Consider the following 26,326-nt stretch of genomic DNA (forward strand, 5'->3'; position numbering starts at 1 on the left):
CTCGCTTAGAGACGAACCTGTCCTTCGTAGACGCGTACGGCCGGGCCGGTCATCACCACGGGCTTGCCGGGGCCGGCCCATTCGATGTGCAGGCGGCCACCGGGCAGGTCGAGGGACACCGGGGAGTCCATCCAGCCCTGGCTGATCGCCGCCACGGCGGCGGCGCAGGCGCCGGTGCCGCAGGCCTGGGTTTCGCCCGCACCACGTTCCCACACACGCAGGTTGGCGCGGTGGCGGTCGATGACCTGGAGGAAGCCGGCATTCACCCGCTGCGGGAAGCGTGGGTGGTTTTCGATCTTCGGGCCCAGCTGGTGCACAGGGGCGGTACGCACGTCGTCGACACGCAGCACGGCATGCGGGTTACCCATGGACACGGCGGCAATCGAATGCACCTGGCCGTCGACTTCCAGTGGGTAGTTCAGCGCCTGCTCGTCGGCGACGAAGGGGATTTCGGCAGGGATGAAGCGCGGTGGGCCCATGTCGACACTGATCTGGCCGTCGTTCTGCACGTCCAGCTCTATGATGCCGCTCTTGGTTTCCACGCGGATGCGCTTTTTCGCGGTCAGGCGCTTGTCCAGCACGAAGCGGGCGAAGCAGCGCGCACCGTTGCCGCACTGCTCGACCTCGGAGCCGTCGGCATTGAAGATGCGGTAGCGGAAGTCCACTTCCGGGTTGCTCGGCGCCTCGACGATCAGCAACTGGTCGAAGCCGATGCCGGTGTGGCGGTCACCCCATTGCTTGGCGTGCTTGGGCTGGATGTGCGCGTGCTGGCTGACCAGGTCGAGGACCATGAAGTCGTTGCCCAGCCCATGCATCTTGGTAAAACGCAGCAGCATGGGCTTACTCCGGCAGCAGGCTTTCGCCAGCGTACAATTCGGCGATGGTCTCGCGGCGGCGTACTTCGAAGGCCTGGTCGCCGTCGACCAGGATTTCAGCGCAACGGCCACGGGTGTTGTAGTTGGAGCTCATGACAAAACCATAGGCGCCCGCGGACTGTACGGCCAGCAGGTCACCTTCGGCCAGGTTCAGCACGCGGTCCTTGCCGAGGAAGTCGCCAGTCTCGCAGATCGGACCGACCAGGTCGTAGGCACGGCCTTCGCCTGCGCGTGGCTTGACCGCGCTGACACCCATCCAGGCCTGGTACAGAGCCGGGCGGATCAGGTCGTTCATCGCCGCATCGATGATGGCGAAGTCCTTGTGCTCGGTGTGCTTGAGGTATTCCACGCGGGTCAGCAGGACGCCGGCGTTGGCCACGATGTAGCGGCCCGGCTCGAACACCAGGGCCAGGTCGCGGTCGCCGACGCGCTCGCGGATCGCCTTGATGTAGTCGGCCACCAGCGGCGGCTCCTCATCGCGGTAACGCACGCCGACACCGCCACCCAGGTCCAGGTGGCGCAGGTGGATGCCGCACTCGGCCAGGCGGTCGACCAGCACCAGCAGGCGGTCGAGGGCATCGAGGAAAGGCTCGACGGTGGTCAGTTGCGAACCGATGTGGCAGTCGACACCGACCACTTCCAGGTTCGGCAGCTGCGCCGCGCGCACGTAGATGGCCTCGGCGTCGGCGATGGCGATGCCGAACTTGTTCTCTTTCAGGCCGGTGGAGATGTACGGGTGGGTGCCGGCGTCGACATCCGGGTTGACCCGCAGCGAGACCGGGGCAACCTTGCCCATCTCGGCGGCCACCACTTGCAGGCGCTCCAGTTCGTCGGTGGATTCGACGTTGAAGCAGTGCACGCCGACTTCCAGGGCACGGCGCATGTCGTCGCGGGTCTTGCCGACACCGGAGAACACCACGCGGTCGGCACGGCCGCCAGCGGCCAGCACGCGCTCCAGCTCACCGCCAGAGACGATGTCAAAGCCTGCGCCCAGGCGTGCCAGCACGTTCAGCACGCCAAGGTTGGAGTTGGCCTTGACCGCGAAACATACCAGGTGCTCGGTGCCTTGCAGTGCATCGGCGTAGCTACGGTACTGGGCCTCGATGTGGGCGCGCGAATACACGTAGGTAGGGGTGCCGTAGCGTTCGGCGATGGCCGACAGGCCCACGCCTTCCGCGAACAGCTCGCCGTCGCGGTAGTTGAAAGCGTTCATCTGGTTTCCTTACTGCGCTGGCGACTGCTCGGGCTCGAGCTCCGGCTGCTGCTCTTGTACCGGGGCCGGCTTGGCTTTTGGCTGGTGCTGGTGCGACTTGTGCGCTTTGCCGTTATCGCCGTCTTCTGGCAGATACAGCGGGCCTTTCTGGCCGCAGGCCGAAACGAGGCAGGCAACAGCGACCAGCGCCGCGAGGGAGGAAATCAGGCGCTTCATGGGTGAAATCCTTAGAAATATGCAGTATTGCGCCCGAGTATACCGAGCGACCGACGGCTTGCCTATGCAAGGGCCGGCCCGCCTGGCGGGCTATTCTTACCGCCTGCAAGGGCCCTTTCGCGGCTGAAGCCGCTCCCACCTCGACCGCATCGGCCTCACGCCATGTGCAGTACCTGTGGGAGCGGCTTTAGCCGCGAAGGGGCAAGTGAAGGTAGCGGCTAAACCTTTGCATTCGGCGGCAAGCGCCCGTATCTTGCCGGGCTTGCCTGTAACGCAGCCAATTTCGAGGTTCCTGCAATGAGTTTGAGTGAAGCGCGTTTCCATGATCTGGTCGACGCGACCCAACAGGCCCTGGAAGACCTGTTCGACGAGAGCGGCCTGGACCTGGACATGGAGAACTCCGCTGGCGTCCTCACCGTCAAGTTCGAAGGCGGCGCCCAGCTGATCTTCAGCCGCCAGGAGCCGCTGCGCCAGCTGTGGCTGGCCGACCGTTCCGGCGGTTTCCACTTCGACTACGACGAAGACAGCGGCAAGTGGGTGTGCGAGAAGAGCGAGGAGCTGCTGGGCGAAATGCTCGAGCGCATCGTCTGGGAGCGGGCCGGCGAGAAGCTGGACTTCGACGAGATCTGACATGAGCAGCACCCAGGCCCGGCCGCCCAAGCCGCTCTACAGCAACGTCAGCCCCGCAGTACCGTCGCCCTGCATCAGCGTTTGCCGGCTGGACGAACAGCGGGTCTGCACGGGTTGCCACCGGCATGTCGAGCACATCCGCGAATGGCGTTCGGCCGATGACCAACGGCGCCGGCAGATCTGCCGCGAGGCCCAGGCCCTGCGCGACCAGGCTAAGGCACACTGATCGCAGGGGCTTGAGTATTTACCCGGCTGTGGTAACGTCGGGTTCTGCGTCGGTGACGCCAAAGCCTTCACAAACCCCGCCCTTGGGCGGGGTTTTGCTTTATCTGCACGATGAAAACCGCCTGTTCAAAGGAGTCTGACTGGATCATGAGCACCAAGCCTTCCCTCATCCTCACCCGATTGGACGTACAACGTCTGGAGCGTCTGATCGACAGCCTCGACGAGAGTACGCCGGGTGTGCTCGCCCTGCAGGACGAGCTGGACCGCGCCGAGCAGGTGGTCGGTCACGAGGAAGTCCCGGCTGGCGTGGTGACCATGAACTCGCGCGTGCACTGCCGTGAGGAAGCCAGCGGCAAGGACTACCACCTGACCCTGGTGTACCCGAAGGATGCCGGGCCGGAAGGCAAGGTCTCGATCCTGGCGCCGATCGGTTGCGCCTTGCTGGGGTTGTCGGTGGGTGCGCAGATCGACTGGCCGGCACCGGGGGGCAAGACCCTCAAGCTGAAGCTGCTGGAAGTGGAATACCAGCCGGAAGCGGCGGGCGATTTCGACCTGTAAGGGCCAGGGGGCCGCTTTGCGGCCCATCGCGACACAAGGCCGCTCCTACAGGATTACGCATTCCCCTGTAGGAGCGGCCTTGTGTCGCGAAAGGGGCGCAACGCGCCCCCGGCAATTCAAGCTTCTTGCGCCAAAACCTGCTCCAACCCCTCGTTCAAAGCCTGCTCCAGCTCCCGCTTGTAGCGCAGGTACAGCTGCGTCGACCCCAGCTGGTCATCCAGCAACTCGGACAAATCCAGGTCAGTGATGTAGCAGCGGTACTGCCCTGCACCATGTCGCTGCCCGATGATCTGCCGGGCGGCTACCGCATACAGCTGTTCACCATGCTCCAGTTCGGAAAACTCCTGCTGGTCGCAATACAGCGTCACGTGCGCCGCACCCGCCACTCCGGCCTGGATTATCGCCTGCACCTCATAGTAAGGCTGGTCGCTACCCTCGAGCGGGGCCTGGCGCGGCTCGATGCTGCGCGCCTTGCCTGGCCCGGAAGGCAACAGTTGCGCGTAGTGGATGTCCAGTGAGGCCGCGCGCTGGGTGTCCAGCGGCAGCCGGGCATCACGGCGCATCACCACCGAACGCAGAAAGCGCTGCAGCGGCAACAGCAGGTGGGCTTCGTCGTGCAGAGGCAGGCGTTGCTGCCACAGGGCATTGTATTCATCCAGCACGTACAGCTCGGCCCAGCCACCCTGCAGGCGGTAGAACACCTGGATGCAGGCCGGCCGGCCCTGCTCCAGCACCAGGTGCAGGTCGTGGTCCTGCAGGGCGTTGGCATCCAGGTACAGCGGGCTGTAGGCGCTACGCTCTTCGCCCAGGTGGTCCAGCAGTGCCTCGTGCTCGGCCAGGGTGGTGAGGCCGACGTGCCCGGCCAGCAGCTCCAGCACATGGGTGTGCTGGGCCACCTGCAGCAGGTAGCGGTGGTTCAGGCCCTGGTCCAGCAGCAGCTGCACGGTGTCGAAGATTTCCTCCACGCGTTGGCCGATGGCTTGGGCGCGGCTGTGGCAGAAGCAGCGCACCCGCACCCTCGGCCGGTGGCCGCGCAGCACGGGGCTGTTGAGGAAGTCGCGCAGGCAGCGCACCAGCGCGTGCTCGCCGTCATAGCGCTGGACCAGTACCTCGTTCCAGCTGTTGAGGGTGACCTGGTCCAGGGTCAGGACCAGGTTTTCGCGCACGCCTGCATAGCTCAACGAGTCGGTACGCTCGGTGGTCATCAGGATGTTCAGGTCGCGGTGGTGGCGCAGTGGGTCGATGGCGACGTTGACCAGCAGCAGCACCTCGTCGGCAACGCTGGGTTGCAGCAGGCGCACTTCGCTGACGGTCGGCAAGGGCAGGGGGATGCTCTGCTGCAGGCAGCCGACCAGGTTGAACAGCTCGAATTCGCTGAGGTCGCTGACACCCGGGTGCAGCGCCAGACGCGTGCTGCTGTCGATCACCCCGTTGCGATGGGCCCAGGTCAGCAGTTCGAGCAGTTCGCGGCAACGCTTGAGCGGGCTGAAGTGGTCCACCTCATGGGGGCTCAGGTTGCCGGTGTACAGCTCCCAGTGGTGGCTGCCGGGCTCTTTGCGGTTAGGCGCCTGGACCAGGGTCAGGGTGCCTTCGGCCAGGTCCGGGGCGATACCGGGGTTGATCACTTCGACCTTGCCGGCGCGGCGCTCGAAGGCCGCGTAAAGGCGCCGGCCCAGCACATTGAGATCGCGCTGGTCGGCGCGGCTGCTGGCGTTCTGAGTGCGGGCGAACTGGCTGAGAAAGCGGTAGCTGTGGTTCAGTTCGGCCACCAGCTCGCGGCGCTCGACGGCAACCTGCTGCACTTTCCATTGGTTGCGACTGTCCAGCAGGGCCAACTGGCGCTCGTCCCAGCCCCACTCGTCGGCCAGGCGCTGCAACAGCCGGCGTTGCCAGCCATTGGCCCGGGCCGGGTCGCTGAGCTTCTTGTTCACCTTCAGGTACAGGCTGCGCCGCACCAACTCCAGGCGCGCGTGTTCGCCACGCTGCAGCAGGTAGCACTCGATGCGCCGGTACACCATCACGTACGGGTCCAGCTCGTCGAGGTCGAGCTGGTTGGCGAACACTGCCTGCTTGTAGTCCAGGCTCAGGCAGCGTACGGCGGGGTGTTCGCTGGCATAGGCCTCGGTCAGCAGCAGCTTGAGCAGCGACTTGTAGGGCGAGTCGATGCCTTTGAACAGTTGCCACAAGCCGGCGCCGACGAACTCGCCGGGCGGAATGTGCGCCAGGTTGCCGAGATCGAGGGCGTCCTGGCTGCGGATGAAGCGCTTGGACAGCAGGGTCTGGGTATAGGTGTGGTAATCGTGCTCCTGGTAGACCGGCACCAGCCACCACAGTGGCGTGCGCCCGGCCAGCCAGATAGTGGTGCGGTAGAACTCGTCCAGCAGCAGGTAGTGCTGGGTGGTGCCGCAATCGTCGGAACCGAGCTGGCCCTCGCGTTGGCCCTGGGCGAAACCTTGCGTGTCGATCAGGAAGAAGTGTGCCTCGGCACCCAGGCTTTCCGCCCATGCCTCCAGCAGTTGGCATTTGCGGCGCAACTCGCCCAGCAGCTCGTCGGCCAGACCGGGTGCATGGCACACCCACAGGTCCATGTCGCTGTGCTCGGCCTGGGCCAGCGAGCCCAGGCTGCCCATCAGGAACAGGCCGTGGATCGGCCGCGGCGGATTGCCATGGCGGGCCTTGTAGGTGAACGAGCGTGCCAGGCGCTGGGCCTCGACTACCAGGTCGGCGCTTGGCTCGTAGCCCGATACGCCGGCGGGGGTGCTGCCGGAGACATAGCCCGGCAGCAACGGGTGGTTCACATGAAACAGCAGCGGCAGCAGCGTCAGCACCTGTTGCTGGCGCGTCGACAGGCCCTCCAGGGCCCGCTGCAGCCGACCCTGGTTGAGCCGCAGGAAGCGCGCACGCAATGTCGCCAGGACCTTGCGGTCGATGCCTTCGTCCAGGTCGGGGCGGATTTCGTGGGGGTGGTTCATTGCGCACTCGGGCAGGCCAGCGGAGCTGTGGCGAGTGTAGCCTGAGTGGCGGGGTCGGATAAGCGGCAATTGAAATATTGGCGCCATTTTCCCAGCGCGCGTGGGCGGCGGCTGCAGCTTTCGTTGCGCTTGAGGCATGATGGGGGCCTCAAGCTGATTGCGAGGTTTTCCGATGCGTGTGTGGATCGATGCCGACGCCTGCCCCAAGGCGGCCAAGGATCTGATCGTCAAGTTCGCCCTCAAGCGCAAGTTCGAGGTAGTGATGGTGGCGGGCCAGGCTGTGGCCAAGCCGGCGTTCGCGATCGTGCGCCTGATCGTGGTGCCCAGCGGCATGGACGCGGCCGATGATTACCTGGTGGAGCACGCCGTGCCTGGCGAGCTGGTGATCTGCAGTGACGTGCCGTTGGCCGACCGCCTGGTGAAAAAGGGCGTGGCGGCACTGGACCCGCGCGGGCGCGAGTTCGACGAGCGCAACATGGGTGATCGGCTGGCGGCGCGCAACCTGTTCACCGAGCTGCGCGAGCAGGGCCAGGTGGGGGGAGGGCAGGCGCCTTATGGCGAGCGAGAGAAACAGGCGTTTGCCAATGCGCTGGACCGGATCATTGCCCGGTTGTCCAGAGCCTGAGGGCAGGAGCGGTCCCTGTAGGAGCGGCCTTGTGTCGCGATCGGGCCGCAGCGCGGCCCCAGGTTTTCAGCTTCGCCGCATAAATTGCCGGGGCCGCTTCGCGGCCCGATCGCGACACAAGGCCGCTCCTACACAGCGCGTGCCAGCAAGAACCTATTCGTGCGTCAGCTCCAGCACCCGATCCACCAGCTTGTAGATCCCGCCAGCCGCTTCACTGATCGACTTGGCCTCCATGTACGCCGGGGTGGTCACCAGCTTGCGCTGGGTGTCCTCGACAATATCGTGCACATCGCACTCTTCATGGGTGCCACCCATCTTCGTCACGGCCGCCGCAGTGCCAGCGTCGGTACCGATGGTGCAGACCACGCCTGGTCCGTAGATCTTCGCCGCCAGCGCCGGCGAGATGCAGATCAGGCCAACCGGCTTGCAGGCGTCGGCAAAGGCTTCGGCCAGGGCCAGCACATCTGGGTGGACGCTGCAGTTGGCGCCTTCCACGGCAAAGTTGGACAGGTTCTTCGCCGCCCCGAAACCGCCCGGCACGATCAGCGCATCGAAGTCTTCGGCCTTGGCCTCGCGGATGTCCTTGACCTCGCCGCGGGCAATGCGCGCCGACTCCACCAGCACATTGCGCGATTCGGGCATTTCCTCGCCGGTCAGGTGGTTGATCACATGCATCTGCGCAATGTTCGGCGCGAAGCACTGCACCTGCGCACCACGCTGGTCGAGGCGCAGCAGGGTGATCACGCTTTCGTGGATTTCGGCGCCGTCATAAACGCCACAGCCGGAAAGAATCACCGCTACTTTTTTTGTCATGCTTTTTACTCCAGTGTCGAGGCGCTAAATGTCCTCTAGTTTGGCAGATGTAGCCATAGGGATTCCTGCAAGCGCGGCCTAATCTTGGCGGATAACACCTGAGGTCGTACCCATGGACCTGATCCTGCTGGCCGTGCCGTTTTTCTTCGTGCTGATCGCCGTCGAACTGCTGGCCGACCGTGTGCGCGGCCAGCGCAACTTCACCCTGGCTGACTCGATCAACAGCCTCAGCACCGGTGCGCTGTCGACCAGTACCGGGTTGCTGACCAAAGGGGTGGGGCTGGTGACCTATGCCCTGGCGTTCGAGCACATGGCGTTGCTGCGCCTGCCGCCGCAGGCCTGGTGGGTGTGGCTGCTGGCCTTTGTCCTGTACGACTTCTGCTACTACTGGCTGCATCGTCTTGGCCACGAGCGCAACGTGCTGTGGGCTGCCCACTCGGTTCATCACCAGAGCGAGGAATACAACCTCACCACGGCGCTGCGCCAGACCAGCAGCGGGTTCATCTTCTCGTGGCTGTTCTACCTGCCGCTGGCGTTGCTCGGTGTGCCGCCGCTGGTGTTCATCACGGTGGCGTCGCTCAACCTGCTGTACCAGTTCTGGGTGCATACCCGGCACATTCCCAAGCTGGGCTGGCTTGAGTGGGTGTTGATCACGCCATCCAACCATCGCGTCCACCATGCGCAAAATCCTGCTTACTTGGATCGCAATTACGGCGGCGTGTTCATTCTCTGGGATCGTCTGTTCGGCACCTTCAAAGAGGAAGATCCGGCAGAGCCGGTGGTGTTCGGGGTGACCACGCCGCTGGCCAGCTGGAACCCGCTGTGGGCCAACCTGCAGTTCTATGCCCAGCTCTGGCACGACGCCCGTCGCGCCGGCAGCCTGTGGGACAAACTGCGCATCTGGTTCATGCCCACCGGCTGGCGCCCGGCCGATGTGGCCGCACGCTACCCGCAGGCCAAGCAGGACCTGGCGTTGTTTCGCAAGTTCGAGGTTGCCCTGGGCCGTGCGCAGCAGGCCTATGTAGCGGCGCAATTCGTGGGTTACGTGGCGCTGGGCAGCTATCTGATGGAGGTGGCCGAACGCGTGCCAACCTCCGCCCTGGTACTCGGCTGGGCGCTGATGGCGTTTGGCTTGTTCGTGCTTGGCGCGCTGCTGGAGAACCGGCCATGGGCCGTGCGCCTGGAGCTGGTACGGTTGCTGGCGAATGCGCCGGCGCTGTACCTGGCCGGCGCACTGGGCCTAGCGGTGGTCGTGCCGCTGGCCTGGTTGCTGCTCGTGGCTTACAGCCTGCTCAGCCTCTGGGGCCTGGGCCTTGCCCGCCGCCTTGCGCTCCGCGCGCAACGTGCGGAAGCGCCGGCGCAGCCACAGCAGGCCGCCCAGCGCCAACAGGCCACCGAGCACCCATAGCTCGTAGCGCTTCACGTTGCCCAGCAGGCCTTCGAGGATGGCGCCGAAGTGATACGCGGCCGCGCCCAGGGCCACTGCCCAGATGGCCGCGCCAAGACCATTCAGCAGCAGATAGCGGCGTGGCGGGTAGCCGGACAGGCCAATGGCCACCGGCATGACCGTGCGCAGGCCATAGACGAAGCGGAAACTCAGTACCCAGATGTCGGGATGGCGACGGATGTGGTCCAGCGCCCGGTCACCCATCGCCTGCCAGCGCGGTTTGCGTGCCAGGATCCTGCGCCCGTGGCGACGGCCCATGAAGTACCACAGCTGGTCGCCGGCATAGCTGCCGAAAAACGCCACCAGGCACACCAGGTTGATATCCATGTAACCGCGGAACGCAAGGAATCCCGCAAGCACCAGAATGGTCTCGCCTTCGAAGAAGGTGCCTAGAAAAAGGGCGAAGTAGCCGAAATCCTGCAGGAATTGTTGAAGCATTTTCTGAGGTGCTGGCGAAATGAACGCGAAGCCTACCCCTTCGCGCGCGTTCGTGAAAGTGTCCAAATGTGTCTCGACATGAACAATTCCTGCTCGGAGAATGCCAGAAGCCACGCGCCATGGCTTGCCCTGGCATGTAACACAGGCGTCATAATGGGCGCTTATCTTGCCGCTCAATAGATGATAGGGCGTTAACGTCCTCAGGAACGCCAGATGAATAATGAAGTGCTAACCCCTGTCGCGATCAAGGATGCTCAGGAGCTTCCCGAAGAGATGGTGCAGACCCCGCCAGACCTGCCGCCGGCGCCCCTGCCTGCCGCGGAACCGGTGGCAGAAACTGCGGCTCCGGCCCCCGCGCCGGCCCCTGCAATCATCATCCCAGGCCTGGACGACAGCAGCCTGTACATTCATCGCGAGCTCTCGCAGCTGCAGTTCAATATCCGTGTGCTGGAACAGGCGCTGGACGAGAGCTACCCGCTGCTCGAACGCCTCAAGTTCCTGTTGATCTTCTCCAGCAACCTCGACGAGTTCTTCGAGATCCGCGTCGCCGGGCTGAAGAAGCAGATCAACTTCGCCCGTGAGCAGGCCGGTGCCGACGGCCTGCAGCCGCACCAGGCGCTGGCACGCATCAGCGACCTGGTGCACAGCGAAGTGGAGCGCCAGTACGCGATCCTCAACGACGTGCTGCTGCCAGAGCTGGAAAAGCACCATATCCGCTTCATCCGCCGGCGTTACTGGACACCCAAGCTCAAGACCTGGGTGCGCCGCTACTTCCGCGACGAAATCGCCCCGATCATCACCCCGATCGGCCTCGACCCGACCCACCCGTTCCCGCTGCTGGTGAACAAGAGCCTCAACTTCATCGTCGAGCTCGAGGGTGTCGACGCCTTCGGCCGCGATTCGGGCCTGGCGATCATCCCGGCCCCGCGCCTGCTGCCGCGGGTCATCCGGGTGCCAGAAGAGGTGGGTGGACCGGGCGCCAACTATGTGTTCCTGTCGTCGATGATTCACGCGCACGCCGACGACCTGTTCCAGGGCATGAAGGTGAAGGGCTGCTATCAGTTCCGCCTGACCCGTAACGCCGACCTGGCGCTGGACTCCGAAGAGGTCGACGACCTGGCCCGCGCCCTGCGCGGCGAGCTGTTCTCGCGCCGCTACGGTGACGCTGTGCGCCTGGAGGTGGCCGACACCTGCCCGAAACACCTGTCGGACTACCTGCTCAAGCAGTTCAGCCTCAGCGAAAGCGAGCTGTACCAGGTCAACGGCCCGGTCAACCTTACCCGCCTGTTCAGCATCACCGGCCTGGACAGCCACCCCGAGCTGCAGTACACGCCGTTCACCCCGGCGATCCCCAAGCTGCTGCAGAACGCCGACAACATCTTCAGCGTGATCGGCAAGCAGGACATCCTGCTGATGCACCCGTTCGAGTCCTTCACCCCGGTGATCGACCTGCTGCGCCAGGCCGCCAAGGACCCGCACGTGCTTGCCGTGCGCCAGACCCTGTACCGTTCCGGGGCCAACTCGGAAATCGTCGACGCGCTGGTGGACGCGGCGCGTAACGGCAAGGAGGTCACTGCGGTGATCGAGTTGCGGGCGCGCTTCGACGAAGAGTCCAACCTGCAGATGGCCAGCCGCCTGCAAGCGGCCGGTGCGGTGGTGATCTACGGCGTGGTCGGCTTCAAGACCCACGCCAAGATGATGCTGATCCTGCGCCGCGAGCAGGGCGAGATCGTGCGTTATGCGCACCTGGGCACTGGTAACTACCACGCCGGCAACGCCCGCCTGTACACCGACTACAGCCTGCTGACCTCCGACGACGCCCTCACCGAGGACGTCGGCAAGCTGTTCAGCCAGCTGATCGGCATGGGCAAGACCCTGCGCATGAAGAAACTGCTGCACGCGCCGTTCACCCTGAAGAAGGGCATGCTCGACATGATCGCGCGGGAAACCCAGTTCGCCCTCGAAGGCAAGCCGGCGCATATCATCGCCAAGTTCAACTCGCTGACCGACGCCAAGGTCATCAAGGCGCTGTACAAGGCCAGCCAGTCGGGCGTGAAGATCGACCTGGTGGTGCGTGGCATGTGCTGCCTGCGCCCAGGCATTCCGGGGGTTTCGCACAACATCCAGGTGCGCTCGATCATCGGCCGCTTCCTTGAGCACACGCGGGTGTTCTACTTCCTCAATGGCGGCGAAGAGCAGATCTACCTGTCCAGTGCCGACTGGATGGAGCGCAACCTCGACAAGCGTGTCGAGACCTGCTTCCCGGTGGAAGGCAAGAAGCTGTTGCTGCGGGTGAAGAAGGAGCTGGAAGGCTACCTTACCGACAACACCCACGCCTGGACCCTGCAGCCGGACGGGCGCTACGTGCGCAGCACGCCAACCGGCAACCAGAACCCGCGCAGTGCCCAGGCGACCCTGCTGGAGCGCCTGAGCAACCCGGTCCTCAACGTACGCTGAGGACGAAGCCGACCCGGGCCAGCCACTCCGCCTCGTTGGCGAAGTCGGCCTGGGTCAGCTGGTTCTGTTCCAGCCAGCCCTCAGGGAAGGCCACATCGAGGCTGCTGTCGGCAGCCTTGAGCTCGACCTTCGGCATCTGCTGGTTGCCACGGATGTGGTGGAACAGGATGGCGAAGCGCAGCAGCACGCACAGGCGCAGCAGCTTGACCCCTTCCTCACCCAGCTCGGCGATCTTGTCCTTGGGGATGTTGCGGCGGTGGCCGCGCACCAGCAAGGCCATCATTTGCTGGTCCTCGCGGGAGAAGCCCGACAGGTCGGAGTGTTCGATCAGGTAGGCGCCGTGCTTGTGATAGTGGTAGTGGGCGATATCCAGGCCGATTTCGTGCACTTTCGCCGCCCAGCCCAGCAGATCGCGCCAATTCCCGTCTTTGAGGTCCCACGCGTCGGCCACCTGGTCGAAGGCGTGCAATGCCTTGCGCTCAACGCGCGCAGCCTGGCCCTGGTCCACGTGGTAGCGCTCCATCAGCGAGTTCAGGGTGCGTTCGCGCACGTCTTCGTGGTGGTGGCGGCCGAGCAGGTCGAACAGCACGCCTTCGCGCAGGGCGCCGTCGCAGTGGTCCATGCGCTGCAGTTCCAGGGCATCGAAGATCGCTTCGAGAATCGCCAGGCCCGCCGGGAAGATGGTGCGGCGGTCCGGCTTGACGCCTTCGAAGTCGATCTTGTCGACCTCACCCAGCTTGAACAGCTTGCGCTTGACCCAGGCCAGCCCCTCGGCGTTGACCTCGCCATTGCCCAGGCCGCCTGCCTTGATGGCGGCGCCGATGGCACGAATGGTACCGGACGAGCCAATGGCCTCGTCCCAGGTCAGGCGGTGCAGGGCATTCTCGATGCTCATCAGCTCGAGGCGCGCGGCAGTGTAGGCCTGGGCGTAGCGGGCCGGGGTGATCTTGCCGTCGCGGAAGTAGCGCTGGGTGAAACTGACGCAGCCCATCTGCAGGCTTTCGCGCAGCAGAGGCTCGAAGCGCTGGCCGATGATGAACTCGGTACTGCCGCCGCCGATATCGGCCACCAGGCGCTTGCCGGGGGTATCGGCCAGGGTGTGCGACACACCCAGGTAGATCAGGCGCGCTTCTTCACGGCCGGAGATCACCTCGACCGGGTGGCCAAGGATGGCTTCGGCGCGCTGGATGAATTCGTTGCGGTTGCGCGCTTCGCGCAAGGCGTTGGTACCGACGATGCGCACCGAGCCTGCCGGCATGCCGTTGATCAGTTGGGAAAAGCGCTTGAGGCAATCCAGGCCTCGTTCCATTGCCTCTTCACTGAGCTTGCGTTCTTCGTCGATGCCAGCGGCCAGCTGAACCTTCTCGCCGAGCCGCTCGAGAATGCGGATTTCGGTATGGTGGGCCTTGGCCACGACCATGTGAAAGCTGTTGGAGCCAAGGTCGATGGCGGCGATCAGGGACAGGTTCTTCGCGATGGTTTGCGGCATGATCTGGTTGTTCTCGGTCGTTAACCCGGCAATCGTGCCACGATAGCAGGCTGTCGCCAACGCGTGGTACATAGCCGTTGAGCTGGCCTTGATGCAAGGCAATGTGCCATTCGATGCTATGACGTTTGTATGACAGTTTCGATTCGTGGCGTCTTGCACAACTATAGTTACACTCAATCGTCCGTGGCTTCCTGTCGGGCGTGGGTGCGGCTATCATGGGCCACGTTTTTTTGCTTACGACCCTGGAGATATCCATGAGCAGCGATCTGATCAAACATGTCACCGACGCCTCCTTCGAAGCCGATGTCCTGAAGGCCGAAGGCGCGGTATTGGTCGACTACTGGGCTGAATGGTGCGGTCCATGCAAGATGATCGCTCCAGTACTGGACGACATCGCCGCTACCTACAACGGCAAACTGACCGTCGCCAAGCTGAACATCGACGAGAACCAGGAAACCCCGGCCAAGCACGGCGTGCGTGGTATCCCGACGCTGATGCTGTTCAAGAACGGCAACGTCGAAGCCACCAAGGTCGGCGCCCTGTCCAAATCGCAGCTGGCCGCGTTCCTCGACGCCCACCTGTGATATGAAAAAGCCCCGCAGATGCGGGGCTTTTCTTTGCCCGAAGGGCCTGTGGGAGCGGGTTTACCCGCGAATTCGATGCCGAACCCGCTGCCGCCTTCGCGGGTAAACCCGCTCCCACATGGCACGATTTACCCGGTCAAAACCACTAGACGTCGAAAAAAGCAAGTGTTACATTCGGCCTCGCACTGCTTCTCCAGTGCCCTCTACACGCCGTCGCCGAAGCATCCCTAATTCGAATCAGTACGCGATCCTGTCGCCATCTAGCGGCGCGGCCTCATTAAGCCAGAAGCTTAATTCTCCCTTCTTACATGATTACGTCACTCCCCTTATGAACCTGACTGAACTCAAGCAAAAGCCGATTACCGATCTTTTGGAAATGGCCGAACAGATGGGCATCGAAAACATGGCCCGTTCGCGCAAACAGGACGTGATTTTCGCCCTGCTGAAGAAGCACGCGAAAAGCGGCGAAGAGATCTCGGGTGACGGCGTGCTGGAGATTCTCCAGGATGGTTTCGGTTTCCTGCGTTCGGCTGATGCGTCCTACCTGGCCGGCCCTGACGATATCTACGTCTCGCCCAGCCAGATCCGCCGCTTCAACCTGCGTACCGGTGACACCATCGTCGGCAAGATCCGCCCGCCGAAGGAAGGGGAGCGTTACTTCGCCCTGCTGAAGGTCGACACCATCAACTTCGACCGCCCGGAAAACGCGAAGAACAAGATCCTGTTCGAAAACCTGACGCCGCTGTTCCCGAACAAGCGCCTGAAGATGGAAGCCGGTAACGGCTCCACCGAAGACCTGACCGGCCGCGTCATCGACCTGTGCGCCCCGATCGGCAAAGGCCAGCGTGGCCTGATCGTTGCTCCGCCGAAAGCGGGCAAGACGATCATGCTGCAGAACATCGCGGCCAACATCACCCGCAACAACCCCGAGTGCCACCTGATCGTTCTGCTGATCGACGAGCGCCCGGAAGAAGTGACCGAAATGCAGCGCACCGTGCGCGGCGAAGTGGTTGCTTCCACCTTCGACGAGCCGCCAACCCGCCACGTGCAGGTTGCCGAAATGGTGATCGAGAAGGCCAAGCGCCTGGTCGAGCACAAGAAGGATGTGGTCATCCTGCTGGACTCCATCACCCGTCTGGCGCGTGCCTACAACACCGTGATCCCGAGCTCCGGCAAGGTACTGACCGGTGGTGTCGACGCCCACGCCCTGGAGAAGCCGAAGCGCTTCTTCGGTGCCGCGCGTAACATCGAGGAAGGCGGTTCGCTGACCATCATCGCCACCGCGCTGGTCGAAACCGGCTCGAAGATGGACGAAGTGATCTACGAAGAGTTCAAGGGCACCGGCAACATGGAGCTGCCGCTGGACCGCCGCATCGCCGAGAAGCGCGTGTTCCCGGCCATCAACATCAACCGTTCCGGTACCCGCCGCGAAGAGCTGCTGACCGCCGACGACGAACTGCAGCGCATGTGGATCCTGCGCAAACTGCTGCACCCGATGGACGAAATCGCCGCCATCGAGTTCCTGGTCGACAAGCTCAAGCAGACCAAGACCAACGACGAGTTCTTCCTGTCGATGAAGCGCAAGTAAGCGTTTCAGGCCGGAATTGATTGGGGCCGCTTCGCGCCCCATCGCGACACAAGGCCGCTCCTACAGGGGAATGCGTAATCCTGTAGGAGCGGCCTTGTGTCGCGATGGGGCGCGAAGCGGCCCCAAGTCATTTTTGGCTATTAGGCACTGAACGGCGCTACACTCTGCACCCCCGACCGATACGGCCAACACGAGGCTCCTGCATGCAGTATCGCGACTTGCGCGACTTCATCCGTGGCCTGGAACAGCGCGGCGAGCTCAAGCGCATCCAGGTTCCGATCTCCCCCGTCCTGGAAATGACCGAGGTCTGCGACCGCACCCTGCGTGCCAAGGGCCCTGCATTGCTGTTCGAAAAGCCCACCGGCTTCGACATCCCGGTGCTGGGCAACCTGTTCGGCACCCCGGAGCGCGTGGCCATGGGCATGGGCGCCGAGTCGGTCGATGAACTGCGGGAAATCGGCAAGCTGCTGGCCTTCCTCAAGGAGCCTGAGCCGCCGAAGGGCCTGAAGGATGCCTGGTCCAAGCTGCCGATCTTCAAGAAAGTCGTGTCGATGGCGCCGAAAGTGGTCAAGGACGCGGTGTGTCAGGAAGTGGTGGTCGAGGGGGACGATGTCGACCTCGGCGCTCTGCCGATTCAGCACTGCTGGCCGGGCGACGTGGCGCCGCTGATCACCTGGGGCCTCACCGTCACCCGCGGCCCGAACAAGGACCGCCAGAACCTGGGCATCTACCGCCAGCAGGTGATCGGCCGCAACAAGGTCATCATGCGCTGGCTCAGCCACCGTGGCGGGGCCCTGGACTACCGCGAATGGTGCGAGAAGAACCCTGGCCAGCCGTTCCCGGTCGCCGTGGCCCTGGGCGCTGACCCGGCCACCATCCTCGGCGCCGTGACCCCGGTGCCGGACACCCTCTCCGAGTACGCCTTCGCCGGCCTGCTGCGCGGCAACCGCACCGAACTGGTCAAGTGCCGGGGTAGCAACCTGCAGGTACCGGCCACCGCCGAAATCATCCTGGAAGGCGTGATCCACCCGGGCGAAATGGCCCCGGAAGGCCCGTACGGCGACCACACCGGCTACTACAACGAAGTGGACAGCTTCCCGGTGTTCACCGTCGAGCGCATCACCCACCGGCAGAAACCGATCTACCACAGCACCTACACCGGCCGCCCGCCAGATGAGCCGGCGATCCTCGGCGTGGCGCTGAACGAAGTGTTCGTGCCGATCCTGCAGAAGCAGTTCCCGGAAATCGTCGATTTCTACCTGCCGCCGGAAGGCTGCTCGTACCGCATGGCGGTGGTGACCATGAAGAAGCAGTACCCGGGCCACGCCAAGCGCGTGATGCTGGGTGTGTGGTCGTTCCTGCGACAGTTCATGTACACCAAGTTCGTTATTGTCACCGATGACGATATCAATGCCCGCGACTGGAACGATGTGATCTGGGCCATCACCACGCGCATGGACCCCAAGCGTGATACGGTGATGATCGACAACACCCCGATCGACTACCTGGACTTCGCGTCGCCGGTATCCGGGTTGGGGTCGAAGATGGGCCTGGACGCCACGCACAAGTGGCCGGGCGAGACTACACGCGAATGGGGACGGGTCATCGTCAAGGACGAAGCCGTCACCCGCCGTATCGATGAGCTGTGGGATCAGTTGGGAATAGATTGATGCAGGTAACGTTGCAGCCGTCCGGGGCGGTGCTGGCGCTCGAACCCGGGGAACGGATCCTGGATGGAGCGCGGCGGCTGGGCTATGACTGCCCGAACAGCTGCCGCAATGGCAATTGCCATGTCTGCGCCGCGTTGTTGGTCGAAGGCCGGGTACGCCAGGACGGTGAAGTCCGCGACCATGGCGAGCTGTTCACCTGCATTGCCGAACCGCTGGAGGACTGCGTGTTGCTCTGGGATGGTGTGCTCGCCCTGGGCGAGTTGCCGGTGCGCAAACTGGCGTGCAGTGTCAGTGAGTGCGTCGAGGTCGGTGGCGACGTCTGGCGCGTGCGGTTGCGCGCGCCGGCTGGCAGGCCGCCGCGCTACCACGCGGGGCAGTACCTGATGATCGAGCGCGAAGGCGGCAAGCAGGCGGCGTTTTCGCTGGCTTCCGCACCCCATGCCGGGCGCGAGCTGGAGCTGCATGTGCTGGCGCGCGAGCCCAGTGCGGTACAACTTATCGAGCAGCTCAAGCGCGACGGCCTGGCGCGCATCGAAATGCCGTTCGGCGACACCCACCTGGCCGAGTTGCCCGATGGGCCGCTGGTGCTGATCGCTGCTGGCACCGGCATGGGCCAGATGCACAGCCTGGTCGAGCATTGCCGGGCTCAGGGTTTCAAGCACCCGGTGCACCTGTACTGGGGCGTGCGCCGGCCCGAGGACTTCTACCAGATCGAGCACTGGGACGAATGGCAGCGCCTGCCCAACCTGTTCCTGCATCAGGTGGTCAGCGACCTGTGCGGTTGGGAAGGCCGTTGCGGCATGCTGCATGAGGCGGTCTGCGAGGACATCGCCAACCTCAACAGCGTGCATGTATATGCCAGCGGCTCGCCGAACATGATCTATGCCACGCTCGACGCCCTGGTCGAAGCCGGAATGGATGCGCACCGCATGCGCGCCGATGTGTTTGCCTACGCACCACGCGGCTAATAACCGAAGTTTGAAAGTGTGGGTATAAGGCGGTAATTGTTACCGCCTTGGCTAATAACTTTCACAGTTGCCGAAACAGTACTTTCCAGTCGTCGGGAGCGCGGATGAAACTCTGGCGCGAGGGCTTGAGTATTCCTGCACTTCTGTCCTATGGTTACTGCAAGCGCCCTTGGTACAGAGGCTGGGGGCGCATCGTAATCGAATCTCGCTACATCCGTAGTTCACAGGGATAATGGCGGCAGCTTATGTCGGCACTTGAAAGTATGTCCTGGGAAGTTTCATATCCACCGACACTCGACTTCGGTCAGCAACATACCCGCGAACAGTTGTTCAATTCCATGAAGACAACTATGTCTCGCCATCAGGGTGGGCCGGTGTGGTTGTTCGCCTATGGTTCGTTGATCTGGCGACCGGAGTGCAACTCGGTGGAGCGCCAACGCGCGCGGGTACATGGTTACCACCGTGGCTTGTACCTGTGGTCGCACGAACACCGCGGCACCCCGGAAACCCCCGGGCTGGTGTTCGGCCTGGACCGTGGGGGCTCCTGCAGTGGTTTTGCCTACCGGCTGGATGAAAGCAGCCTGGACGAGTCGCTGATGGCCCTGTGGCAGCGCGAGATGCCGTACCCGGCGTACCGGCCGCACTGGCTCAGTTGCCGGTTGGGTGATGGCAGCAAGGTGCAGGCCCTGGGCTTCGTGCTGGAGCGGCATCTGCCGTGCTATGCCGGGAACCTGCCGGACACCCTGCTCAGCCAGATCCTGGCCAGTGCCAAGGGGCGCTATGGCACCACGCGTGATTATGTCGAACAGACCTTGAATGCCCTGCGCAGCCACCAGATGCCCGATCGCAACCTGGAGGCGCGGTTCAGGCGCTGCCATAACCTGCGCGAAGTTTGATTAGCCTGCACCGGCCTCTTCGCGGGCACGCCCGCTCCCACAGGATCACCACAGCCTCGAACGGCATGGTATTCCTGTGGGAGCGGGCGTGCCCGCGAAAAGGCCGGAACTGTCTTACCTGGCCAGCACCACCAACTTACCCACAGCCTGACGCTGCCCCAACTTTTCAATGGCAGCCCCTGCCTTAGCCAGTGGATAAGTCTGCGACACCAGCGGCTTCAACTTGCCTTCGGCATGCCATGCAAACAGCTGCCGGAAGTTGGCCGCATTGTCCTCCGGCTGACGCTGGGCAAACGCCCCCCAGAATACCCCGAGCACCGCCGCGCCCTTGAGGAGCACCAGGTTGGCCGCCAGCTGCGGGATGGTCCCGCTGGCAAAACCCACCACCAGCAACCGGCCATTCCAGGCCAGCCCGCGCACTGCCTGCTCGAACAACTCGCCACCCACCGGGTCGTAGATCACGTCCACGCCCTGGCCGCCGGTCAGGCGCTTGATCTCGTCACGCAGGCTGGCCTGGCTGTAGTCGATCAGTTCATCCGCGCCGGCTGCCTTGGCCACGGCCAGTTTTTCCGCACTGCTGGCGGCCGCGATCACCCGCGCACCCATGGCCTTGCCGATCTCCACCGCCGCCAGGCCGACCCCGCCGGACGCGCCCAGCACCAGCAGGGTCTCGCCCGCCTGCAACTGGCCGCGCTGGCGCAGGGCGTGCATGGAGGTGCCGTAGGTCATGCCGAATGCCGCGGCAGTGGTGAAGTCCATGCTCGCCGGGATCGGCAACACATTGTAGAGCGGTACCGCCACCTGCTCGGCGAATGCACCCCAGCCGGTCAGCGCCATGACCCGGTCGCCGACCTTGAACGCGCCGGCCTTTTCCCCAACGGCGGCCACCACGCCCGCTGCCTCGCCGCCGGGGGAGAACGGCAACGGTGGCTGGAACTGGTACTTGCCTTCGATGATCAGGGTGTCGGGGAAGTTGACCCCGGCGGCCTGCACATCCAGCAGGATCTCGTTTTTCTTCGGCACCGGGCTGGCCACCTCTTCCAGCACCAGGTCGCGCGCCGGGCCCAGGGTTTTGCACAACACAGCTTTCATCGGGGCTATTCCTTTGCGGGTCGTGGCCGATAAGTGTAGGAGGGCCGCCTGCCCGGTCAACGAGCATGGGGCGCCCTGATGTGCAGGCATAAGTGGCGGCACAAGCCCGGGCTTGGGTTTGAGCGGCATGCTGGGTAAGCTGGCGCCAACTGTATTGAGGAGCAAATTCGTGAAAGCGTGGATCTTGATGGTGCTGGCGCTGCTGCTGCCGGCTGCGGCCATGGCCGAGGAAGCCAAGGAAGGGGCGCCGAAAGTCGCCTACATCAGCCTGAGCCCGCCCTTTGTCGGTAACTACGCCCTCGACGGCAGCCCGCGGCTGCGCGTGTACAAGGCCGACGTGGCCCTGCGCGTAACCGGCGACGAAGCCGCCAAGGCGGTGAAGCACCACGAACCGCTGATCCGCAACCAGCTGGTGGCGCTGTTCACCCAACAGTCGGTGGACAGCATGAGCAACGTCGAGGCCAAGGAGCATCTTCGCCAGGAAGCGCTGAAACAGGTGCAGCAGGTGATGGAAGCCGAAGAGGGCAAGCCGATCGTTGAAGACTTGCTGTTCAACAACCTGATCGTGCAGTGACCGGCAAGCCGGCTCTCTCAGGAACAGCGCAATCCGCACTGTGGCGCGATCCCTGTGGGAGCGGCTTTAGCCGCGAAGAATCCAACGCGGTGCATGGCACCGGCTGCGCCGGTGTTCGCGGGTAAACCCGCTCCCACAGGAATCGCGCAATCTTTCAGATTTTGAGCCGGGTATGCGCGGATCAGGACGCCAGGCTTCGGCGAAACCGCGCCAGCGCCACACCGAACAACACCAGCCCGATCACGGCCAGTGCCAGGATGTCCGGCCACACCACCGTCCATCCGGCATCACGGAACAGGATTGCGGCGCCAAGGCTGACAAAGTGCGTCGACGGCGACCCTTGCATCACCCACTGCAGCCACTGCGGCATGCTGTCCAGCGGTGTGCTGCCGCCGGACAGCAACAGCATCGGGATGATCACCGGGATTGCCAGCAGGCCGAATTGTGGCGTCGAGCGCGCCAGTGTGGCGAGGAAGATGCCCAGTGCGGTGCTGGCGAACAGGTACAGCGCGGTCACGGCCAGGAACAGGCCCATCGAACCGGAGAGCGGCACGCCAAGCGCGCCCTTGACCACCACCACCAGCGAAATCCAGGTGCATATCACCACCACCAGCGCGTTGCTGGCGATTTTCGCCAACATGATTTCCAGCGCGGTCAGCGGCAGCACCAGCAGGTGGTCGAGGGTGCCGTGCTCGCGCTCGCGCAGCAACGCGGTGCCGGTGAGGATGATCGCCAGGATGGTGATGTTGTTGACGATCTGGATCACCGCCAGGAACCAGCCACCCTCCAGGTTGGGGTTGAACAGCGCCTTGGCGTTGATTAGCACCGGGCTCTGCGTGTTGTTGCGCTGGCTGTAGTCGAGCAACTCGCGTTCGAAGATACGGCCGATATAGCCGGCCCCCATGAACGCCTGACTCATGGCCGTGGCGTCGACATTGATCTGCAGTTCCGGCGAGCGCCCGGCCAGCAGGTCGCTCTGGAAATTCACCGGCACGTTGATCACGAAGGTGTACTGGCCGCTGTCCATGGCCTGGTCCAGGCGCCCCGGGGGCAGCGGCACGGCGGGCTGGAATTCGGGTGGTTGCAGGGCTTCGCCGAGCTTGCGTGACAGCAGACTGTGGTCTTCGTCCACCACCGCGACGCTGGCGTTGTGCACGCCGATCACCGAGCCGGCTGCGGGCATGTAGATGGCCACGCTGAAGGCATACAGCAGGAACAACAGCAGCACGCTGTCATGGCGCAGGCTGGTCAGCTCTTTCAGGCCCAGGCGCAGGGTGTGGTTCAGGCGCGACATCTCAGGCCTCCTGCTTCTTCAGCATGGCCAGGCTCAGGCCAGTGAACACGACAAAGAAACTGAGCAGGATCAGGCACTGCGGCCACAGTTCGCGCAGGCCCAGCGCCTTGGTGAAGGTGCCGACCGCGATGTCGAGGAAGTAGCCCGCCGGGAACAGCTGGCCCATCACCGCCGCCGCGCCGTCCAGCGACGAGCGTGGCACGATCAGCCCGGAAAACTGGATGGTCGGCAGGCTGGTGATGATCATGGTGCCCAGGATGGCGGCGATCTGTGTGCGGGTGAAGGCCGAGATCAGCAGGCCCAGGCTGGTGGTCGCCAGCAGGTAAGCGACGCCGCCACAGGCCAGGGCCAGCACGCTGCCCTTGAGCGGCACGGCGAACAGCCAGCGGTTCATCGCCACCAGCAGCGCCAGGTTGACCAGGCTCACGGCCAGATAGGGCATCTGCTTGCCGAGCAGAAACTCCAGGCGGGTGAGGGGTGTGGCGTAGAAGTTGGTGATGGAGCCGAGCTCTTTCTCGCGGACGATACCCAGCGCGGTGAGCATGGCCGGGATGAAGGCCAGGATCAGCGCCATTACCCCCGGGCCGATGGCGTTCACGCTGACCACATCCTGGTTGTAGCGAAAACGGGTTTCCAGACGCACCAGGTCCTGGCGCGGCTGCGGCTGTGGGCTGGCCTTGGCCAGTTGCTCGAGGTTGGCCTGATGCACGGCTTCCACGTAGTTGCGGCTGGTTTCCGCGCGGAACGGCATGCCGCCATCGAGCCAGGCAGCCACCACCGGTTGACGCCCGGCGTACAGGTCGCGGCCAAATCCGGGCGGAATTTCCAGCGCCAGTTTGATTTCCGAGCGCTGCAGGCGCTGGTGCATTTCGCGGGTATCGCGGATAGGCGCCTGTTCGGCGAAATAGCGTGAACCACGGAAGGCTTCCAGATAGGCTCGGCTTTGCGGGCTCTGGTCCTGGTCGTGTACGGCGAAGGCGAGGTTTTCCACATCCAGCGAAATGCCATAGCCGAAGATCACCATCATGAACACTGCCCCCAGCAGGGCGAAGGCCAGGCGTACCTTGTCGCGCAGCAGCTCCTTGCCCTCACGGTTGGCCACCGCCAGCAGGCGACGCAGGCTGAAGCCCTGGCGCAGCGCCGGCGCAGGCGTGGTGGCCTGCTCCAGCACGGCGTTGTCGGTGGCCTGCGGCGCCATTTCCTGGGCCTGTTCCAGGCAGCGTACGAACGCGTCTTCCAGGGTGTTGCCCTGATACTGGCGTTGCAGGGCACCCGGCGTGTCGCAGGCCAGCACCCGGCCTGCATGCATCAGCGAGATGCGGTCGCAGCGTTGGGCTTCGTTCATGAAGTGGGTAGAAAGGAAAATGGTCACGCCCTGCTCGCGTGACAGCTCCACCAGCAGGCGCCAGAAGTCGTCACGGGCAGCCGGGTCGACGCCGGAGGTGGGTTCGTCGAGGATCAGCACTTCCGGGCGGTGCAGCACCGCCACCGCCAGTGACAGGCGCTGGCGCAGGCCGAGGGGCAGGGCGCCGGATGGCTGGTCGGCGATGGCACCCAGGTCGAAGCGCTCGATCAGCTCGTCGATACGCTGGGCGCTCTCGGCCTTGGGCAGGTCGAACAGGCGGGCATGCAGGGTCAGGTTCTGTCGGGTGCTGAGCTCGCCATACAGCGAAAAACTCTGCGACATGAAACCGACCCGCTTGCGCGTGGCCAGGTCGCTGGCATCCACCGGGCGGCCGAGCAGGCTGGCGCTGCCTTCGCTGGCCGGCATCAGGCCGGTGAGCACTTTCATGGTGGTGGTCTTGCCGCAGCCGTTGGAGCCCAGGAAGCCGAAGATCTCCCCGCGGCCAATGGCGAAGCTGACCTTGTTCACTGCAGTGAAATCGCCAAAGCGCAGTGTCAGGTCGTGGGCCTCGATGGCGACCGAGGTGTCAGTGGCCGGGCGCGGTGGAATGATGAGCGGAGGGTGTTGTGCCTTGCCTGCACCTTGGTAATGGGTGAAGGCGTCGTCCAGCTTGCCACTGGGGGTGACTGCGGCAAGCTCATGGCTGGGGCCGGCGGCCAGCAGGCGGCCGCCATCGAGCATCAGGCAATGCTCGAACTGTTCGGCCTCCTCCATGTAGGCGGTGGCCACCAGCAGGGTCAGTTGCGGGCGCTGCGCGCGTACCTGTTCGACCAGCTCCCAGAAACGCCGCCGTGACAGTGGGTCGACGCCGGTGGTCGGCTCGTCGAGGATCAGCAGGTCCGGCTCGTGGATCAGCGCGCAGCACAGGCCCAGCTTCTGTTTCATGCCGCCCGACAGCTTGCCCGCCGGGCGCTCGGCAAAGCGCTGCAGGTCGGTGGCCTGCAGCAGGTTGGCCATGCGCTGTTCGCATTCGCGGCGGCCGAGGCCGAACAGGGTGGCGAAAAAACGGATGTTCTCGCTGATCGACAGCTCCGGATACAGGTTGTTGCCCAGCCCCTGCGGCATGAACGCCACTTTCGGGTACAGCGCCGCGCGATGGCGCCGCTGGCGGATCGAGCCACCCAGCACCTGCAGTTCGCCCTGTTGCAGGCGCTTGACGCCGGCGATCAGCCCCAGCAGGGTCGATTTGCCAGCCCCGTCAGGGCCGATCAGCGCGCAGCGGGTGCCCGCCGGCAGGCTGAACCCGAGGGGGTGCAGGGCCACCAGGTCGCCGTAGCGATGGCTGATACCCTCGGCCAGCAGTGCCGGGGCGTTCATTGCAGGTTGGCCGGCCAGTCCACCTCAGCCGTGCGTACATAGCCGGCGCCTGGCATGCCCGGCTTGGCCTGCGGTACGGCGCCCGGGTCGGTCAGGCGCAACTTGACCCGGAACACCAGCTTCTGCCGCTCGTCGCGGGTTTCCACCTGCTTGGGGGTGAACTGGGCCTTGGCCGCGACAAAGGCCACCTTCGCCGGCAGCGCCCGCTCGGGCAGGGCGTCGAGCACGATCCGCGCCTGGTCGCCGACGGTCAGCCGGCCGCTGGTGGAGGCGGGCAGGTAGAGGTTCATGTACTGGTCGCTGGGGTCGATCAGCATCAGTACGCGGCCGCCGGCACCCAACACTTCACCGGGCTCGGCCAGGCGCAGCTGGATGATGCCGTCGATCGGTGCGCGCAGGCTGCTGTCGTCGATCTCGCTGGTGAGCTGCGCCACCTGGGCCTCGGCGGCGCCGATGGCGGCCTTGATCGCCGCCAGTTGGGCGCGGGCGGCGACCACGGCGGCGTTGGCCGTGTCGAAGCGCGCCTGCTGTTGGTCGAGCAACTGCTGGCTGGCGTATTTGCGCTGGAAGATCTCGCGCACGCGCTTGAGCTCCTGGCTGGCCAGTAGCAGTTCGCTTTGGCGCAGCTGCACGCTGGCCTGGGCGGCGGCGTAGTTTTCCCGAGCGCGCAGCACTTCGGCTTCGGCCTGGCTGCGCTGGGCTTCCATGGTACGGGTGTCGATGCGCGCCAGCAGCTGGCCGCGAGTTACCTTGTCACCTTCGTCGACCAGCACTTCGGCCAGGCGGCCGGGGATTTTGCTGGCGATCTGCACTTCGGTGGCTTCCAGGCGGCCGTTGCCCATGCTCAGGCCTTCGGGCAGCTGGTCGTGGAGCGACTTCCAGTACCCCAGCCCACCGGCGGCTGCGAGTAGGGTGATCAGTGCGGTGGCGAAGATCCTGGGGGCGTATCGGTTCATCGGTCTGCATCCTTGCGGTCATGC

At 64.4% G+C, this 26,326-nt stretch carries 22 protein-coding genes and 1 pseudogene; 12 read left to right on the plus strand and 11 right to left on the minus strand.

Features of this window, described 5'->3' with window-relative positions; all coding sequences use genetic code 11:
- Positions 1-5: 5 nt before the first annotated feature.
- Genes dapF through CAG00_RS11385 form a run of 3 tightly spaced genes read right to left on the minus strand, consistent with a single transcriptional unit; the run spans position 6 to position 2,304 of the window.
- Complete coding sequence (gene dapF, locus CAG00_RS11375; protein ID WP_085664295.1) at positions 6-836, minus strand: diaminopimelate epimerase; 831 nt, start codon at positions 834-836, stop codon at positions 6-8.
- Positions 837-840: 4 nt separating this feature from the next.
- A complete protein-coding gene (gene lysA / locus CAG00_RS11380) occupies positions 841-2,088 on the minus strand; it encodes a diaminopimelate decarboxylase (protein WP_013974743.1) in 1,248 nt (415 codons plus the stop codon).
- A 9-nt stretch (positions 2,089-2,097) separates the two neighbouring features.
- Positions 2,098-2,304 carry a lipoprotein gene (locus CAG00_RS11385; protein WP_075046725.1) on the minus strand — a complete coding sequence of 69 codons (207 nt, stop codon included), beginning with the start codon at positions 2,302-2,304 and terminating at the stop codon, positions 2,098-2,100.
- A 297-nt stretch (positions 2,305-2,601) separates the two neighbouring features.
- Here CAG00_RS11385 and cyaY point away from each other — a divergent pair, with 297 nt between their 5' ends.
- The 3 genes from cyaY to rnk all read left to right on the plus strand — a co-directional run bounded on the left by cyaY (position 2,602) and on the right by rnk (position 3,717).
- Positions 2,602-2,934 carry an iron donor protein CyaY gene (gene cyaY / locus CAG00_RS11390; RefSeq protein ID WP_004575827.1) on the plus strand — a complete coding sequence of 111 codons (333 nt, stop codon included), beginning with the start codon at positions 2,602-2,604 and terminating at the stop codon, positions 2,932-2,934.
- 1 nt (position 2,935) lies between these two features.
- A complete protein-coding gene (locus CAG00_RS11395; protein ID WP_085615904.1) occupies positions 2,936-3,160 on the plus strand; it encodes a DUF1289 domain-containing protein in 225 nt (74 codons plus the stop codon).
- A 146-nt stretch (positions 3,161-3,306) separates the two neighbouring features.
- The gene (rnk, locus tag CAG00_RS11400) at positions 3,307-3,717 is read left to right on the plus strand and encodes a nucleoside diphosphate kinase regulator (RefSeq protein ID WP_025341069.1); all 411 of its coding nucleotides are present in this window, start codon (positions 3,307-3,309) and stop codon (positions 3,715-3,717) included.
- A gap of 116 nt (positions 3,718-3,833) precedes the next feature.
- On the opposite strand, the gene CAG00_RS11405 is transcribed toward rnk, so the two are convergent.
- Positions 3,834-6,689: a class I adenylate cyclase gene (locus tag CAG00_RS11405; protein WP_085664296.1), complete on the minus strand. Its 2,856-nt coding sequence runs from the start codon at positions 6,687-6,689 to the stop codon at positions 3,834-3,836.
- A 172-nt stretch (positions 6,690-6,861) separates the two neighbouring features.
- Between CAG00_RS11405 and CAG00_RS11410 the strand changes: the two genes are divergently transcribed.
- Positions 6,862-7,314: a YaiI/YqxD family protein gene (locus CAG00_RS11410; protein WP_025341067.1), complete on the plus strand. Its 453-nt coding sequence runs from the start codon at positions 6,862-6,864 to the stop codon at positions 7,312-7,314.
- 153 nt (positions 7,315-7,467) lie between these two features.
- Here the strand turns inward: CAG00_RS11410 and elbB are convergent, their stop codons facing one another.
- The gene (gene elbB, locus CAG00_RS11415; protein WP_025341066.1) at positions 7,468-8,127 is read right to left on the minus strand and encodes an isoprenoid biosynthesis glyoxalase ElbB; all 660 of its coding nucleotides are present in this window, start codon (positions 8,125-8,127) and stop codon (positions 7,468-7,470) included.
- A 310-nt stretch (positions 8,128-8,437) separates the two neighbouring features.
- Between elbB and CAG00_RS29055 the strand changes: the two are divergent.
- Positions 8,438-8,866: pseudogene (locus tag CAG00_RS29055) on the plus strand (sterol desaturase family protein); the annotation flags it as partial.
- Between the two features lie 501 nt (positions 8,867-9,367).
- Here the strand turns inward: CAG00_RS29055 and CAG00_RS11425 are convergent.
- The gene (locus tag CAG00_RS11425) at positions 9,368-10,012 is read right to left on the minus strand and encodes a DedA family protein (RefSeq protein ID WP_085704029.1); all 645 of its coding nucleotides are present in this window, start codon (positions 10,010-10,012) and stop codon (positions 9,368-9,370) included.
- Between the two features lie 213 nt (positions 10,013-10,225).
- Here CAG00_RS11425 and ppk1 point away from each other — a divergent pair, with 213 nt between their 5' ends.
- Entirely contained in the window at positions 10,226-12,469 is a 2,244-nt protein-coding gene (gene ppk1 / locus CAG00_RS11430; RefSeq protein ID WP_084785300.1) for a polyphosphate kinase 1, read from the plus strand.
- On the opposite strand, the gene ppx is transcribed toward ppk1, so the two are convergent.
- Positions 12,456-13,958, minus strand: coding sequence for an exopolyphosphatase (ppx, locus tag CAG00_RS11435; RefSeq protein WP_025341063.1), 1,503 nt, complete (start codon positions 13,956-13,958; stop codon positions 12,456-12,458). The genes ppk1 and ppx overlap by 14 nt on opposite strands.
- A gap of 254 nt (positions 13,959-14,212) precedes the next feature.
- On the opposite strand from ppx, the gene trxA reads away from it, so the two are divergent.
- The 5 genes from trxA (at position 14,213) to CAG00_RS11460 (ending at position 19,664) form a co-directional block, all read left to right on the plus strand.
- Positions 14,213-14,542, plus strand: coding sequence for a thioredoxin TrxA (gene trxA, locus CAG00_RS11440; protein ID WP_075046720.1), 330 nt, complete (start codon positions 14,213-14,215; stop codon positions 14,540-14,542).
- A gap of 328 nt (positions 14,543-14,870) precedes the next feature.
- Positions 14,871-16,130 carry a transcription termination factor Rho gene (rho, locus tag CAG00_RS11445; RefSeq protein ID WP_003253661.1) on the plus strand — a complete coding sequence of 420 codons (1,260 nt, stop codon included), beginning with the start codon at positions 14,871-14,873 and terminating at the stop codon, positions 16,128-16,130.
- Positions 16,131-16,333: 203 nt separating this feature from the next.
- Complete coding sequence (gene ubiD / locus CAG00_RS11450; protein WP_025341062.1) at positions 16,334-17,800, plus strand: 4-hydroxy-3-polyprenylbenzoate decarboxylase; 1,467 nt, start codon at positions 16,334-16,336, stop codon at positions 17,798-17,800.
- Positions 17,800-18,768: a CDP-6-deoxy-delta-3,4-glucoseen reductase gene (locus CAG00_RS11455; RefSeq protein WP_085664298.1), complete on the plus strand. Its 969-nt coding sequence runs from the start codon at positions 17,800-17,802 to the stop codon at positions 18,766-18,768. The genes ubiD and CAG00_RS11455 overlap by 1 nt, the downstream gene beginning before the upstream one ends.
- A 245-nt stretch (positions 18,769-19,013) precedes the next feature.
- Entirely contained in the window at positions 19,014-19,664 is a 651-nt protein-coding gene (locus CAG00_RS11460; protein WP_025341060.1) for a gamma-glutamylcyclotransferase, read from the plus strand.
- A 114-nt stretch (positions 19,665-19,778) separates the two neighbouring features.
- Here CAG00_RS11460 and CAG00_RS11465 read toward each other — a convergent pair whose 3' ends face one another.
- Positions 19,779-20,756 carry an NADPH:quinone oxidoreductase family protein gene (locus CAG00_RS11465; RefSeq protein WP_085664299.1) on the minus strand — a complete coding sequence of 326 codons (978 nt, stop codon included), beginning with the start codon at positions 20,754-20,756 and terminating at the stop codon, positions 19,779-19,781.
- 169 nt (positions 20,757-20,925) lie between these two features.
- On the opposite strand from CAG00_RS11465, the gene CAG00_RS11470 reads away from it, so the two are divergent.
- The gene (locus CAG00_RS11470) at positions 20,926-21,330 is read left to right on the plus strand and encodes a flagellar basal body-associated protein FliL (RefSeq protein WP_025341058.1); all 405 of its coding nucleotides are present in this window, start codon (positions 20,926-20,928) and stop codon (positions 21,328-21,330) included.
- A 181-nt stretch (positions 21,331-21,511) separates the two neighbouring features.
- Here the strand turns inward: CAG00_RS11470 and CAG00_RS11480 are convergent, their stop codons facing one another.
- From CAG00_RS11480 to CAG00_RS11490, 3 genes are read right to left on the minus strand one after another with little or no spacing between them, the layout of a single operon-like run.
- Positions 21,512-22,624 carry an ABC transporter permease gene (locus tag CAG00_RS11480; RefSeq protein WP_085664301.1) on the minus strand — a complete coding sequence of 371 codons (1,113 nt, stop codon included), beginning with the start codon at positions 22,622-22,624 and terminating at the stop codon, positions 21,512-21,514.
- Between the two features lies 1 nt (position 22,625).
- Positions 22,626-25,346 carry a ribosome-associated ATPase/putative transporter RbbA gene (gene rbbA, locus CAG00_RS11485; RefSeq protein ID WP_085664302.1) on the minus strand — a complete coding sequence of 907 codons (2,721 nt, stop codon included), beginning with the start codon at positions 25,344-25,346 and terminating at the stop codon, positions 22,626-22,628.
- The gene (locus CAG00_RS11490; RefSeq protein WP_085664303.1) at positions 25,343-26,302 is read right to left on the minus strand and encodes an HlyD family secretion protein; all 960 of its coding nucleotides are present in this window, start codon (positions 26,300-26,302) and stop codon (positions 25,343-25,345) included. The genes rbbA and CAG00_RS11490 overlap by 4 nt, the downstream gene beginning before the upstream one ends.
- Positions 26,303-26,326: the final 24 nt, after the last annotated feature.

The sequence above is a fragment of the Pseudomonas sp. B5(2017) genome, from assembly GCF_002112825.1.
In the GTDB taxonomy this organism is placed as follows: Bacteria; Pseudomonadota; Gammaproteobacteria; order Pseudomonadales; family Pseudomonadaceae; genus Aquipseudomonas; species Aquipseudomonas putida_Z.

Bases quoted from the DNA above. Each gene is read 5' to 3' on its own strand.
- dapF (WP_085664295.1), bottom strand. From the start codon at position 836: ATGCTGCTGCGTTTTACCAAGATGCATGGGCTGGGCAACGACTTCATG.
- lysA (WP_013974743.1), bottom strand. From the start codon at position 2,088: ATGAACGCTTTCAACTACCGCGACGGCGAGCTGTTCGCGGAAGGCGTG.
- CAG00_RS11385 (WP_075046725.1), bottom strand. From the start codon at position 2,304: ATGAAGCGCCTGATTTCCTCCCTCGCGGCGCTGGTCGCTGTTGCCTGC.
- cyaY (WP_004575827.1), top strand. From the start codon at position 2,602: ATGAGTTTGAGTGAAGCGCGTTTCCATGATCTGGTCGACGCGACCCAA.
- CAG00_RS11395 (WP_085615904.1), top strand. From the start codon at position 2,936: ATGAGCAGCACCCAGGCCCGGCCGCCCAAGCCGCTCTACAGCAACGTC.
- rnk (WP_025341069.1), top strand. From the start codon at position 3,307: ATGAGCACCAAGCCTTCCCTCATCCTCACCCGATTGGACGTACAACGT.
- CAG00_RS11405 (WP_085664296.1), bottom strand. From the start codon at position 6,689: ATGAACCACCCCCACGAAATCCGCCCCGACCTGGACGAAGGCATCGAC.
- CAG00_RS11410 (WP_025341067.1), top strand. From the start codon at position 6,862: ATGCGTGTGTGGATCGATGCCGACGCCTGCCCCAAGGCGGCCAAGGAT.
- elbB (WP_025341066.1), bottom strand. From the start codon at position 8,127: ATGACAAAAAAAGTAGCGGTGATTCTTTCCGGCTGTGGCGTTTATGAC.
- CAG00_RS11425 (WP_085704029.1), bottom strand. From the start codon at position 10,012: ATGCTTCAACAATTCCTGCAGGATTTCGGCTACTTCGCCCTTTTTCTA.
- ppk1 (WP_084785300.1), top strand. From the start codon at position 10,226: ATGAATAATGAAGTGCTAACCCCTGTCGCGATCAAGGATGCTCAGGAG.
- ppx (WP_025341063.1), bottom strand. From the start codon at position 13,958: ATGCCGCAAACCATCGCGAAGAACCTGTCCCTGATCGCCGCCATCGAC.
- trxA (WP_075046720.1), top strand. From the start codon at position 14,213: ATGAGCAGCGATCTGATCAAACATGTCACCGACGCCTCCTTCGAAGCC.
- rho (WP_003253661.1), top strand. From the start codon at position 14,871: ATGAACCTGACTGAACTCAAGCAAAAGCCGATTACCGATCTTTTGGAA.
- ubiD (WP_025341062.1), top strand. From the start codon at position 16,334: ATGCAGTATCGCGACTTGCGCGACTTCATCCGTGGCCTGGAACAGCGC.
- CAG00_RS11455 (WP_085664298.1), top strand. From the start codon at position 17,800: ATGCAGGTAACGTTGCAGCCGTCCGGGGCGGTGCTGGCGCTCGAACCC.
- CAG00_RS11460 (WP_025341060.1), top strand. From the start codon at position 19,014: ATGTCGGCACTTGAAAGTATGTCCTGGGAAGTTTCATATCCACCGACA.
- CAG00_RS11465 (WP_085664299.1), bottom strand. From the start codon at position 20,756: ATGAAAGCTGTGTTGTGCAAAACCCTGGGCCCGGCGCGCGACCTGGTG.
- CAG00_RS11480 (WP_085664301.1), bottom strand. From the start codon at position 22,624: ATGTCGCGCCTGAACCACACCCTGCGCCTGGGCCTGAAAGAGCTGACC.
- rbbA (WP_085664302.1), bottom strand. From the start codon at position 25,346: ATGAACGCCCCGGCACTGCTGGCCGAGGGTATCAGCCATCGCTACGGC.
- CAG00_RS11490 (WP_085664303.1), bottom strand. From the start codon at position 26,302: ATGAACCGATACGCCCCCAGGATCTTCGCCACCGCACTGATCACCCTA.